Annotated in this window: 12 protein-coding genes; 9 read left to right on the plus strand and 3 right to left on the minus strand. The window is 71.3% G+C overall.

Annotated elements, in window-relative coordinates; genetic code table 11:
• The first annotated feature begins 4 nt into the window (after positions 1-4).
• Genes Q7L73_RS01435 through dxs form a run of 4 tightly spaced genes read left to right on the plus strand, consistent with a single transcriptional unit; the run spans position 5 to position 3,493 of the window.
• Entirely contained in the window at positions 5-460 is a 456-nt protein-coding gene (locus tag Q7L73_RS01435) for a transcription antitermination protein NusB (RefSeq protein ID WP_304688553.1), read from the plus strand.
• A complete protein-coding gene (locus Q7L73_RS01440) occupies positions 457-666 on the plus strand; it encodes a hypothetical protein (protein WP_304688555.1) in 210 nt (69 codons plus the stop codon). Before Q7L73_RS01435 ends, Q7L73_RS01440 begins: the two co-directional genes overlap by 4 nt.
• Positions 666-1,556, plus strand: coding sequence for a polyprenyl synthetase family protein (locus Q7L73_RS01445; protein WP_304688557.1), 891 nt, complete (start codon positions 666-668; stop codon positions 1,554-1,556). The genes Q7L73_RS01440 and Q7L73_RS01445 overlap by 1 nt, the downstream gene beginning before the upstream one ends.
• The gene (dxs, locus tag Q7L73_RS01450; RefSeq protein ID WP_304688559.1) at positions 1,553-3,493 is read left to right on the plus strand and encodes a 1-deoxy-D-xylulose-5-phosphate synthase; all 1,941 of its coding nucleotides are present in this window, start codon (positions 1,553-1,555) and stop codon (positions 3,491-3,493) included. The genes Q7L73_RS01445 and dxs overlap by 4 nt, the downstream gene beginning before the upstream one ends.
• Here the strand turns inward: dxs and Q7L73_RS01455 are convergent.
• The 3 genes from Q7L73_RS01455 to Q7L73_RS01465 all read right to left on the minus strand — a co-directional run bounded on the left by Q7L73_RS01455 (position 3,490) and on the right by Q7L73_RS01465 (position 6,911).
• Positions 3,490-4,863 (minus strand): glycoside hydrolase family 6 protein, encoded by a 1,374-nt coding sequence (locus Q7L73_RS01455; RefSeq protein ID WP_304688561.1) that lies wholly within the window; start codon positions 4,861-4,863, stop codon positions 3,490-3,492. The two genes, dxs and Q7L73_RS01455, sit on opposite strands and share 4 nt — an antisense overlap.
• 188 nt (positions 4,864-5,051) lie before the next feature.
• On the minus strand, positions 5,052-6,455 hold the full coding sequence (locus tag Q7L73_RS01460; RefSeq protein ID WP_304688563.1) for a glycoside hydrolase family 6 protein: 1,404 nt from the start codon (positions 6,453-6,455) through the stop codon (positions 5,052-5,054).
• Between the two features lie 114 nt (positions 6,456-6,569).
• Entirely contained in the window at positions 6,570-6,911 is a 342-nt protein-coding gene (locus Q7L73_RS01465; RefSeq protein WP_304688565.1) for a hypothetical protein, read from the minus strand.
• Between the two features lie 144 nt (positions 6,912-7,055).
• On the opposite strand from Q7L73_RS01465, the gene Q7L73_RS01470 reads away from it, so the two are divergent.
• From Q7L73_RS01470 to Q7L73_RS01490, 5 genes are all read left to right on the plus strand, one after another.
• Entirely contained in the window at positions 7,056-7,853 is a 798-nt protein-coding gene (locus tag Q7L73_RS01470) for a TlyA family RNA methyltransferase (RefSeq protein ID WP_304688567.1), read from the plus strand.
• The gene (locus Q7L73_RS01475) at positions 7,846-8,712 is read left to right on the plus strand and encodes an NAD(+)/NADH kinase (protein ID WP_304688569.1); all 867 of its coding nucleotides are present in this window, start codon (positions 7,846-7,848) and stop codon (positions 8,710-8,712) included. The genes Q7L73_RS01470 and Q7L73_RS01475 overlap by 8 nt, the downstream gene beginning before the upstream one ends.
• Before the next feature lie 85 nt (positions 8,713-8,797).
• Positions 8,798-10,468, plus strand: coding sequence for a DNA repair protein RecN (recN, locus tag Q7L73_RS01480; protein WP_304688571.1), 1,671 nt, complete (start codon positions 8,798-8,800; stop codon positions 10,466-10,468).
• Positions 10,469-10,565: 97 nt separating this feature from the next.
• Entirely contained in the window at positions 10,566-11,741 is a 1,176-nt protein-coding gene (gene steA, locus Q7L73_RS01485; RefSeq protein WP_304688573.1) for a putative cytokinetic ring protein SteA, read from the plus strand.
• 24 nt (positions 11,742-11,765) lie between these two features.
• The gene (locus tag Q7L73_RS01490) at positions 11,766-12,623 is read left to right on the plus strand and encodes a copper transporter (RefSeq protein WP_304688575.1); all 858 of its coding nucleotides are present in this window, start codon (positions 11,766-11,768) and stop codon (positions 12,621-12,623) included.
• The last annotated feature ends 60 nt before the right edge of the window (positions 12,624-12,683 follow it).

Genomic DNA, 12,683 nt, shown 5'->3' on the forward strand with positions numbered 1-12,683 from the left:
GCTCGTGGCTCGTCGTAGCGATCAACGCCGCGAGGCCGTCTTCGCGCTCTACCAGCACGATCTGACCGGTCGCCCGCTGGAGGACACGCTGCCGAAGGATGCCGCCGTCTTCACGCGTGCGCTCGCGCAGGCCGCGCTCGCGCGCCAGCCGGAGTTCGACGGTCTGATCAGCGCCCATGCCGAGGGCTGGACGCTGCAGCGGATCGCGCCGCTGGAGCGCTCGATCATGCGTGTCAGCCTGCTGGAGATGCTGCACCCGGCCGACGTCCCGGCCGAGCGCCCGATCCCGCCCGAGGGCGCGATCGACGAGGCGGTCGAGACGGCGAAGGCCTACTGCGGCGCCGAGGCGCCGAGATTCGTGAACGGCGTGCTCGCCGCCATCCTGCGCACGAGCGGCGAGAAGGAGCCTCCGGCGAGCTCTCGCAAGGGAACCGAGCCTCCGGGCGAGGTTCCCCGATGAGCGGCATCGACCCGCTCGAGCACTTCAGCCGCCAGCTCGAGGAGGCCGCGGCGCAGCTGCGCGGCGGCGAGCTCGAGCCCGAGCAGGCCGCCCGTCTGGTGGAGGAGTGCGCCCGCCTCGCCGGCGACGCCGCCGGCGAGCTCGACCGCCGCGTCCGCCTCGCCGCCGATCCACCGCCCCCGCCGCCCGGCCCGACCGACCAGTGATGACGAACGACGAGTACCCCGACGAGCTGCGCCGCGAGGTGGAGCGCTATCTCGGCGAGCTGGCCTTCGCCGACTCCGCCACGGCCGGCGCCGCCGGTCTCGAAGAGGCGATGCGCTACTCGCTGCTGGCTGGCGGCAAGCGGATACGGCCCGTGCTGGCGCTGGCGACGGCGCGCGCGATCGGCGAGCCCGAGCAGCGGATGCTGCCGATCGCCGCGGCGCTGGAGCTGATCCACACCTACTCGCTGATCCACGACGACCTGCCGGCGATGGACGACGACGACCTCCGCCGCGGCAGACCGACCTGTCACCGCGTCTTCGGCGAGAACGTCGCGATCCTCGCCGGCGACGGGCTCTACGCCGAGGCCTTCCGCCACGTGCTGGAGCAGCAGCAGGGCGACGCGGCCGCGATCCTCGCCGCCGTCCGCGAGCTGGCGTCCGCAACCGGCGTGAACGGGATGGTCGGCGGGCAGTACCTGGACGTGACCGATTCCGCTCCAGACGACGCGACCGGGCTCCGTCACCTGCACGCGCTCAAGACCGGCAGGCTGATCGGCGCATCGATCATGTGCCCGCTTCTGCTCGTTCCGGGTCAGGCACCTGCGACAATCGATGCCTTCCGCAGCTTCGCGAGCGAGCTTGGAGTGCTCTTCCAGATCGTCGACGACATTCTCGACGTCGTCGGAACCGACGACGCGCTTGGCAAGACCCAGGGCAGCGACGAGCGCCTCGGCAAGCGCACCTACGTGAGCGAGTTCGGCCTCGAACGCGCTCGCGAGCTGGCAGCCGAGTCGCACCGCAACGCCCGCGCCGCGCTGACGCAGGCCGCCCCCGGCGGCGCCGACGAGCTGGCGCAGATCACCGACTTCATCTACACGCGGACGTCATGAGCGAACCGATCCTCCCCGGTGTCGAAGGGCCTGAAGACCTCAAGGGCCTGACCGACGAGCAGCTGCAGCAGCTCGCACAGGAAGTGCGCGAGCACATCATCGACACGGTCGGGGAGGTCGGCGGCCATTTCGGCGCCAACCTCGGCACCTGTGAGCTGGCCGTCGCGCTCCACTCGCTGCTGGAGTCGCCGCGCGACAAGATCCTCTGGGACGTCGGCCACCAGGCCTACCCGCACAAGATCCTCACCGGCCGCCGCGACCAGCTGCCGACGATCCGCAAGTACGGCGGGCTGACTCCGTTCTGCTCGATCGACGAGTCCGAGCACGACATCATGGGCGCCGGCCACGCCTCGACCTCGATCGGCTACGGCGTCGGGCTGAAGGAGGCGATGCGCCAGGGCCACGGCGAGGACGGCGCGGTCGTCGCCGTCATCGGCGACGGCTCGATGACCGGCGGCGTCGCCTTCGAGGCGGTCCACCAGGCCGGCGGCCTCGGCACGCCGATGGTCGTCGTGCTGAACGACAACGGCATGTCGATCTCGCCCAACGTCGGCTCGCTGTCGCGCTACTTCAACCGCGTGCGGCTCAACCCGAAGCTGTGGAAGGCGCGCGAGGGCGGCGAGGACTTCCTCACGAAGCTGCCGGCCGGAATCGGCGAGCGCTTCGCCCACCTCGGGCCGCAGCTGAAGGAGTCGATCAAGGCCTTCTGGGCGCCCGGCCTGTTCTGGGAGGAGCTCGACTGGGCCTACATGGGCGTCGTCGACGGCCATGACGTGAGCGCCCTGCGTGAGGCGCTGAGAGAGGCGATCGCGGCCGAGCGGCCGGTCGTCGTGCACGTCTCGACGGTCAAGGGCAAGGGCTTCGAGCCGGCCGAGGAGGGCGGCCTGGAGGGCATGGAGAAGTGGCATGCCGCCAAGCCCAGATCGATCGCGAACGGCGCCCCCGCAGCGGTCGCCGCGCCGGCCAAGACGAACGCGCCGCCGGCGCCGCCGCAGTACACGAAGGTCTTCGGCGACGCGCTCGTGGAGGAGTGCAGACGCGACGACCGCGTGATCGGCATAACCGCCGCGATGAACTCCGGCACCGGCCTCAACATCCTCCAGAAGGCGATGCCGGAGCGCTACTTCGACGTCGGCATCGCCGAGCAGCAGGCGCTGCTGTTCGCCAGCGGCCTGGCGCTGCAGGGCTGCAAGCCGGTCGCGGCGATCTACTCGACCTTCCTGCAGCGCGCCTTCGACCAGGTCGTCCACGACATCTGCCTGCAGAGACTCGACGTCGTGCTGGCGATGGACCGCGCCGGCCTCGTCGGCGACGACGGCCCGACCCACCACGGCGTCTTCGACATCGCCTACCTGCGCCCGCTGCCGCACATCGTGCTGATGGCGCCGCGCGACGAGGCGATGCTCGTCCACATGCTGCACACGGCGCTGACGTACGACGGTCCGGTCGCGCTGCGCTACCCGCGCGGCGCCGCTGCCGGCGTGCCGCTGCCGAGCGAGCCGAAGCTGCTGGAGATCGGCACCGGCGAGATCTTGCGCGAAGGCGACGGCAAGGTCGCGCTGCTCGGCTACGGCTCGGGCGTTGCGAAGGCGCAGGAGGCGGCCGGTCTGCTGGCCGAGCACGGGCTCCGCGCGACGGTCGCCGACGCCCGCTTCGCGAAGCCGGTCGACGCCGGCCTCGTCGCCCAGCTGCAGGCCGAGCACGACCTGCTCGTGACCGTCGAGGAGGGCGTCCTCGCCGGCGGCTTCGGCTCGGCGGTGTGGGAGACGCTCTCCGACAGCGGGATCGCCTCGCGGATCCTGCGCGTCGGCCTGCCCGACCGCTTCGTCACGCACGGCGCGCCCGCGCTGCTGCACGAGGAGGTCGGCTTCACCGGCCGCGCGATCGCCGACCGCGTGCTGGCGGCGATCGGCGACCGTGCTCCGGTGCAGCGCTAGCGGATGCGGTAGTCCGCGTTTCTGATCAGCATCAGCGCGTAGCTGAGGAAGAACTCGCCGGTCGGCGGGGCGCCTCTGGAGGTGCCGCAGTTGCCGGCCGAGCGGCCGGGGTTGCCGATCCAGAAGAGCCCGTCGAGCCGCGGGTACTGCGCCGGGACGGCCGAGGTCGGTCTCGGGCCGAGGCCGCGGCCGGGCGGGTTGCAGCGGATCGAGTTGCCGTATCTGACTCTGTCTCTCGGCCGCAGCGAGCCGCGCCCGTTGACGGCGGTGTTGATCACGTAGTGCTTGCCGCCGGTCTTGCCGGAGAGATAATTGGCGTATCTGATCTCCAGCGACGTTCTGTTGTGGTGCGTCGAGTTGGTGAAGAAGCCCTGCAGTCTGCGGACGCCGACCTTGTTCAGCAGTGACGCGATGAAATCGGGGTGGTGGGCGTCGCTGGCGCCCGCGTCGACGTATATGACCGCGTGGGGGAGCCTGGAGAGCGAGTCGATCGCCGACTGCATCTCGCTGACGCGCACCGCGAGCCCCTTGCCGGACAGGCACGGCGCGGTGATCAGCGCGTCGATCTCGTAGAACAGCACGACTCTCTGGTTGCCGATCCCCTGCGCGAAGTCTCTGTACCACTTCTTGTACGCGGCGGCCTCGCCAGGGCTGTCGGTGACGCGATGGCAGGTGGCGTGCTTGAGGCGGTAGGTCGCCAGCAGCGGGACCTGCCCCGGGTTGTCGTGGTACGCCTGCGAGAGGTACTTCGAGACGACGTAGCCAGGCTTGTCGTTCCAGCTGCCGAAGCGCTTGGACTCCGGCTGCGAGCTGATCGCCGTCAGCTCCTGCGCCGCCCGCGGCTGCTTGCGCTTGATGCGGCTGGCGTAGACGCCGGCGATCGTCTGCGACGGATTGGCGTAGAAGGTCGCGCCTCTGAGCGGGTTGCCGCCGGTCGGCGCGACCGGCAGCGCGAGCGGGTTCACGGCATCGCGCGGCCCGGTCGAGATCGAGTCGTCGTCCTCGATCGTCAGGATCGCCCGATCCGGTCTGCCGACTCTCTCGGGATAGGTGCCGAAGATGCCGACGGAGACCGTCTCCGGGCCCTCGACGAGGCTGTCGTCGACGATCGGCACCTGGAAGGAGCCGTCGAACTGGCCCGGCGCGAGGTCGATCCGGCCCTTGACCGGCTTGTAGTCCTGGTACTGCTGGGCGGTTCTGTGCCAGGCGCCGTAGCGGACCTCCCCGCGCGTGGCGGCGGTCGTGCGGTGAAACGTGATCGTCGCGACGCCGGCGTTCTCCTTCACCGTGTACGACGTCGAGGTGAGACTGACGGTTCCGGCCGCGGCGGCGGAGCCTGATCCGAGCAGCAGCAGCGCGGCGGACGTCAATGTCGACGCGCGCAGGCGTTCTCGGATGCGTGAGCGAGCAGAAGTGGGGAACATGATCGACGGCCTCCCAGGCGTCGGTTTGGATCGCCCTCAAGCTACCCCCGGGTGACGGCCGCCAAAGGCCCTCAACGAACGTACGCCCCAAAGCTTGGGAGCTTTGGGGCGCTTTCGTCAGCGATTGATGCCGGTCAGCGGATGCGGAAGTCAGCTTGGTTGATCAGGCGCAGCGCGTAGTCGAACCAGAAGGTGCCGGTTGGCGGGACGCTTCTGTAGAGCTTCAGCGCGCATCTGCCGGCCGAGCGGCCGGGGTTGCCGATCCAGGCGAGCGCGTCGAGGCCCTTGAACTTCGACGGCACGTCCGAGGTCGGCTTCGGGCCGAGGCCGTTCTCGCGCGCGTTGCAGCGGTACGAGTTGCCCTCCTTGACGCGGTCTCTCGGCACCGCCGGCCCGTTGCCGTTGCCGGAGGTGTTGACGACGTAGTGCGCCTTGCCGCCGGTCAGCTTGACGAGCTGACGCGCGTACTTGATCTCCTTCGAGGTCCAGTTCTGGTGCGTCGCGTTGGTGAAGAAGCCCTGGATCTTGTTGACGCCGACCTGGCGCAGCTTCGCGCCGATGTAGTTGGCGCCGTGGGCGAGGCCGGAGCCGGCGTCGACGTAGACGACGGCGTGCGGCAGCTTCGACAGCACGTCGATCGCGTAGGTGACCTCGTCGATGCGCGCCGCGCGGCCGGAGCCGGAGAGGCACTTCATCGTGATCAGCGCGTCGATCTCGTAGAAGAGCACGACTCTCTCGTTGCCTATGCCGGCAGCGAACTCGTCGTACCACTTCTTGTAGGAGGCGACGTCGGCAGGAGAGTCGGAGACGCCGCCGCACTGGAGGTGCTTGAGGCGGTAGGTCGCCAGCAGCGGGATCGAGCCCGGGTCGGTCGTCTGGACGCGCTGCAGGTAGGTCGCGATCTCGTGGCGCGGCGCCTTCGTCCAGGTGCCGAAGCGCTTCGTCTCGGGCTGGTCGGCGATCACCTTCAGCTTCTGCGCGCCCTTCTTGCCGCGGAACTTCTTCATCGCCACCTGGGCGAGGCCCCACTCGCGGTCGACGAAGAAGCGGGCGCCCTGAAGCGGGTTGCCGTTGGTCGGCGCCGGATCGAGGCCGAGCGGGTTGGCGGGGTCGCGCTCGCTGCCGATCGAGTCGTTGTCGATGATCGTCAGCTTGGCGCGGTTGGGCTCGCCGAGCTTCGCGTTGTAGGGCCCGTAGATGCCGACCTTGATCGTCTCCGGGCCCTCGACGATCGTGTCGTCGACGATCGGGATGCGGAACTCGGCCTGCGCCTGACCGGGGGCGAAGTCGAGTCTGCCCTGGACCGGCTTCCAGTCGGCGCCGGGCTCGGCGCTCTGGTCGTAATAGGCGTCGTAGCGGATCTCGCCGCGGACGCTGGTGTCGTCGCGGACGACCGTGATGACGGCCTCGCCGTCACCCTCGTTGACCGTGTAGCTGTCGGAGGTGAGGCGGATCGTGCCGCCGGCGGAGGCGACGGCGGGGAGCAGCAGGAGCGCCGCGGCGATCAGCGCGGCGAGGCGCAGCAGGGTCTTGAACATGACGACTCGGGTTGAGGCCGGGGACGGGAACGATGGTGCGACCCCCCGGAAATCGGCAGGTCCGCCCGCCGACTGAAGGCGTCGGTCGGCAGACGGACAGATCGTCGAGTGCGATCAGCCGCGAACGCTGTAGCGCGTCGCGGCCGTCAGCGCGAGCTGGGCGGTGCCGAGGCCGCCGATCCACAGCGCGGCGGTTCCGTCGGCCGCTATCGCGAGCGCGAACGCCATCAGGACCGCGCCGAACGCGAGCGCGTAGTCGAAGCCCTGGTGGGCGGTCACGTCGCGCGGCTCGGTCGTGTCGAGCGCGAGCCCTATCGCGAGCACGCCGACGACAAAGGCGAGCACCGTCCCGGCGGGGCTGAAGCCGAACAGGAACGGGACCGCCAGCGCCAGCACGCCGAACAGCAGCTCGAAGGCGCCGTGGAGTGAGAGTGAGAGCGGACGGAGCGTCAACATGATGCAGCCGATGGTGGTGCGAACGGCAGCGTTCGTCTGTGACGGTCCTCACATGCACGGCTGCGTGCAGTCGAGCGTCGTGAGCGCCCCGCGGAACGCTTCTCCTCCGCAACGTGCGTCCAGGCCGGTACCGTTCCGTGCGCGGTGACGACGAAGATGCGACTCGACACGCTGCTCGCGGAGCGAGGCGTCTTCGCCTCACGCTCGCGTGCTGCCGCGTCCGTACTGGCCGGCGAGGTCCGCCTCGGCAGCGATCGGCGCCGCGCCGAGAAGCCCGGTCAGCTCGTCGCCGCCGACGTGCAGATCGACGTCGACGCCGCGCCCGCGTACGTCTCCCGCGGTGGCACGAAGCTCGCCAACGCGCTCGACGAGATCGGCCTCGACGTCGGCGGACGCCGCGCGCTCGACGTCGGCGCCTCGACCGGCGGCTTCACCGACTGCCTGCTGCAGCGCGGCGCCGCGCACGTCGTCGCGCTCGACGTCGCCTACGGCGAGCTGCACTGGCAGGTCCGCACCGACGAGCGCGTGACCGTGCTGGAGCGCGCCAACGCTCGCCGCGTGACGCCCGAGCAACTGCCGTACGCGCCCGACCTCGTCGTCGCGGACGTCTCGTTCATCTCGCTGACGAAGATCCTGCCGGCCGTGCTGGCGACGACGGCCGACCGCTTCGACGCGCTGATGATGGTCAAGCCGCAGTTCGAGGTCGGCCGCGAGCGCGTCGGCAAGGGCGGGGTCGTGCGCGACGCCGCCGACCGGCGCGACGCGCTCGTCACCGTCGGCGCCGAGGCGCAGCAACTGGGCGCGGCCGTGCTCGGCTACGTCTCATCCGGCCTGCCCGGCCCGAAGGGCAACCGCGAGACGTTCGTGCGGCTCGCCGAAGGCGGGCGCGCAGGCGCCCGCGAAGACTTGGAGTCGGCGGCCTCGGAGGTCGAACATGAGTGAGCGCAAGGTCGCGACGGTCTTCACCCATCGCCGGCCGACCGAGACGAGCGCGGCGCTCGGGGAGCTGGTCGCGGCGGCACGCGCGGCCGGCTTCACGCTGCGCTTCTCGCCCGAGGAGACGATCAAGCACGGTCTCCAGGCGGAGCCGGGGATCGAGGTCGACGCGGCCCCGGTCGCCGACGCCGACCTCTGCGTCGTGCTCGGCGGCGACGGCACGATCCTGCACGGCCTGCGGACCTATGCCCGCACCGGCGTGCCGGTCTTCGGCGTCAACTACGGCGAGGTCGGCTTCCTCGCGACGGTCGATCCCGACCACGACGTCGCGCGCGGCCTGCGACAGGCGTTCGCGGGCGACTTCGAGGTGCTGTCGCTGCCGGGGATCGAGGCGCAGAGCCTCGGCGGCGAGTGGCTGGCGATGAACGACGTCTCGTTCCAGCGCCAGCAGGGGCTGCGGGTCGCGGATCTGGCGGTCGAGGTCGGCGACGAGGAGGTCGCGCGCGTCCGCTGCGACGGGCTCGTCGTCGCCACGCCGGCCGGCTCGACCGGCTACAACCTCGCCAACGGCGGCCCCGTGATGGCGTGGGGCGTGGAGGGCCTGGCGGTCTCCTACATCGCGCCGCACTCGCTGACGGCGCGCGCGCTGGTCGTCGCGCCGGCCGACCCGATCACGATCCGCAACCGCTCGCGCGAGGAGCCGGTCGACGTCTCGATCGACGGCCGGCCGGTCTGCGAGCTGCTGCCGGGCGGCGCGCTGTCGGCTCGCTTCCGCCACGACGTCGGCACGCTCGCGCAGGCGCACGACGCAAGCTTTTACCACCGCCTGCGGGAGAAGTTCGGGCGGCTGGCGAGCGGGGCCTGAAGGAGTTCGCCGCCTGGTAGCGTACATTCGTTCGTAGGAACGTCTGTTCGCTTTTCCGTCCGAACCAGGTGAGAGCCTTCAGCCCATGCTTCACGAGCTGCGTGTCGAGAACCTCCTGCTGATCGAGCGGGCCGAGCTGCGCCTCGGGCCGGGGTTGAACGTCCTCACGGGCGAGACCGGTGCCGGCAAGACGATGCTGGCGCACGCGCTCGACCTGCTGTTGGGCGGCAAGGCCAGAAGCGGGATCGTGCGGCCCGGCGCCGCGGAAGCGTACGTCGAGGGCGTCTTCGACTTCCCCGACCGCTTGCGCGCGGAGCTGGGCGACCGGCTGCCCGACGACGCCGACGAGCTGGTGCTGGCGCGGCGCGTGTGGCCGGACGGCCGTACGCGCGCCTACCTCAATGGCCGCTCGGCGACGGTCGCGGACCTGCGCGAGCTGGGCGGCGAGCTGCTCGCCTTCTACGGCCAGCACGAGCACCGCCGGCTGACGCTCGCCTCAGCTCAGCTGGAGATCGTCGACGGCTTCTGCGGGCCGGAGCAGCGCGAGCGGCGGGTGCGCGCGGCGGCCGCGCACGCGGCGCTGCGGGCGCTGACGAGACGGGCCGAGGAGCTGGGGGCGATCGGCGGCGCGCGCGAGCGCGAGCTGGACCTGCTCGAGTACGAGCTGCGCGAGATCGAGGAGGTCGATCCGGACGTCGCCGAGCAGGCGGGGCTGACGACCGAGCGCGAGCGGCTGCGCCACCTGGAGGGGCTGCGCGGCGCGGCCTTTGCGGGCGCGGAGGCGATCGCGCCCGAGAACGGCGAGGAGGGCGCGAGCGCGCGGCTGGCGAGGGCAGGGTCGCTGCTCGACGCGATCGCCGGCGTCGACCCGGAGCTGGAGCCGCTGATCGAGCGCTATCGCGCGCTGGCGCTGGAGGCCGACGACCTCGCGACCGAGCTGCGCGGCTACGAGCAGGCGGTCGAGGGCCAGCCCGGCCGGCTCGACGAGGTGGAGGAGCGGCTGACGGCGCTGGGCAAGCTGGAGCGCAAGCACGGCGGCTCGATCGAGGCGGTGCTCGCGCATGCCGACGACTGCCGCGCGCGGCGCGACGAGCTGCTCGGCGCCGAGGCGGCGCTGGAGGCGACGCGGGCCGAGCTGGACGAGGCGCGGGCGAAGCTGGACAAGGTCGCACGCGAGCTGCGCGGGGCGCGCGAGGCGGCGGCGCCCGGCCTCGCCGCCGCGGTCCGCGAGCGGCTGGCGGAGCTGGCGATGGCCGGCGCGACCTTCGAGGTCGCGCTCAACGATCGCGACGAGCCGAACGCGACCGGCGGCGACACGGTCGAGCTGCTGATCGCGGCCAACCCCGGCGTCCCGGCCGGCCCGCTGCGCGACGTCGCGTCCGGCGGCGAGACCTCGCGCGTGATGCTGGCGCTGCTGGGCGTCGCCAACGCATCGGTCGAGGACGGCGCCGGCCTGCTCGTCTTCGACGAGATCGACGCCGGCATCGGCGGTCGCACGGCCAACGCCGTCGGCTCGCAGCTGCGCGCGCTCGCGGCCGGCCGCCAGGTGCTCTGCATCACCCACCTGCCGCAGGTCGCGGCCTACGCCGAGCGTCACTTCCGGATCGAGAAGGACGGGACGACCGAGACCGCGGTGACGACGGTGACCGACCTCAGGAGAGACGCGGTCCTCGGCGAGCTGGTGCGGATGCTCGGCGCCGAGGAGACCGATAGAGCGGCGCGGCGGCATGCAAGAGAACTGCTGAAGGCGGCCTGACGCGGTCGGAATCGCGCCGCCGCGCCAGCCCCGTACCAGACCGCACCGCTTTGCAGGCGAACGCGTTGTCTTCGGCGACCCGTAGAATGTTGCCGACGTGGCCGTCTTTCCCCCCACCGCGTCGAAGAGCGACGCGGCCACCAGCGACGAGGTCTCCGGCATCGCCCGGATCGGGCGACGGACCAAGCACCTCGTCAAGAGACTGCGTCCGGGGGACATCGCGATCATCGACCATCGCGACCTCGACCGCGTCTCCGGGGAGGACCTCGTCGCCTGCGGCGTCGCCGGCGTCGTCAACTGCTCGGACTCCTCCAGCGGCCGCTACCCGAACATGGGGCCGCTGCTCGTCGTGCAGGCCGGCATCGCGCTGATCGACGCTCCGGGCGCCGACCTGATGGACAGCCTGAGCGACGGCGACCCGATCGTCCTCAGAGGCGGCCAGGTGTGGCGCCGCGACGAGCTGATGGCCGAGGGCGAGCGGCAGGAGCCCGAGCGCGTGCAGGCGCTCACCGCCAAGCGCCGCCGCGAGATCGGCGACGCGCTGGAGGCGTTCGCAGCCAACACGGTCCAGTACATGATCGAGGAGCGGGACCTGCTCTCCGGCAAGCTGGAACTGCCCGTCTTCGACACCGACTTCCGCGACCGCCCGGTCCTGATCGTCGTCCGCGGCGTCGACCACAAGCGCGACCTGAAGGCGCTGCGCGCCTACATCCGCGACGTCCGGCCCGTGCTCGTCGGCGTCGACGGCGGCGCCGACGCGATCATCGACGAGGGCTTCAAGCCCGACATGATCGTCGGCGACATGGACTCCGCCACCGAGCCCACGCTGCGCGCCGGCGCCGAGCTGGTCGTGCACGCCTATCCCGACGGGCGCGCCCCCGGCCGCAACTACCTCGAGTCGCTCGGGCTCGACTACAAGATCGTCCCCGCGCCCGGCACCAGCCAGGACATCGCGATGCTGATCGCCGCCGAGAAGGGCGCGGAGCTGATCGTCTCCGTCGGCTCGCACTTCAACCTGGTCGAGTTCCTCGACAAGAACCGCAAGGGGATGGCCTCGACCTTCCTGACGCGACTGCGCGTCGGCGAGATCCTCGTCGACGCCAAGGGCGTCAGCCGCCTCTACAGACCGCAGCCGGGGATCGCGCCGGTGCTGCTGCTGGCCGCGACCGGCCTCGTCACGCTGATCGTCGTCATCCTGCTCACGCCCGCGCTCCACGACGTCGCCGACCTCCTGTGGCTCAAGCTGCAGGTCCTGCTCGGCATCGACGCGTAGCCCGCCGACCCCGTCTCCCGCCACATGCTCAGCTTCCGCTATCACGCACTCTCGCTCGTCGCCGTCTTCCTCGCGCTCGCGATCGGCCTGCTGCTCGGCGTCGCCGTCGGCGACAGAGGCCTCGTCTCCAGCGGCGAGAGAGCGGTGCGCGAGTCGCTCCGCAAGGACGTCCGCGAGGCGCAGCAGGAGCGCGACGACGCGCGCGAGCAGCTGGAGGAGCGCAACGACTTCGAGCAGGCCGCCTACCCGGCGATGGTCGACGGCCGCCTGCAGGGGATGGACGTCGCGCTGATCGAGCTGGGCGGCTCCTCGGACAAGATGTGGGACCTGACGCGCAGCGCGCTGCAGGGCTCCGGCGCCAGACTCAGCTCGGTCTCGGTCGTGCGCGAGCCGCTCGACCTCGAGCGCCTCGCGAAGGCGTCCAAGGGCACGCGCTACGAGAGACTGGCCGACAACCCGGCGCTCGTGCATCCCTTCGCGACCCGCATCGGGATCCAGTTCACGCAGGGGGGAGACCTGCTGAGAGCGGTCAAGGGCGACCTGCTGGAGCAGGGCAGCGGCACGCTCGACGGCGCCGACGCCGTCGTGATCGTGCGCGACGACCGCAGATTCGACGACCCCGACGACGCGAAGAACGTCGAGGAGTTCGAGAACGGCCTGATCCGCGGCCTGCGCGTCGACAACGTCCCGGTCGTCGGCGTCGAGACGACCGACACCGAGCCGTCCCAGATCGGCTGGTTCAAGGACCAGGACCTCTCCAGCGTCGACGACCTCGACGACCCGCTCGGCCGCGCCGCGCTCGTCTTCGCGCTCGCCGGCGAGCGCGGCCACTTCGGCGTCAAGTCGACGGCGGACGGCGGCAGACTGCCGCCCGTCCTGTGAGCGCCTCGCGCGCCGCTGCGCCGGCCCGTTCACGCGGCGTCCGCAGCGCCCGCTAGTTTT

The organism is Conexibacter sp. CPCC 205762 (genome assembly GCF_030646155.1).
GTDB lineage: Bacteria > Actinomycetota > Thermoleophilia > Solirubrobacterales > Solirubrobacteraceae > Conexibacter.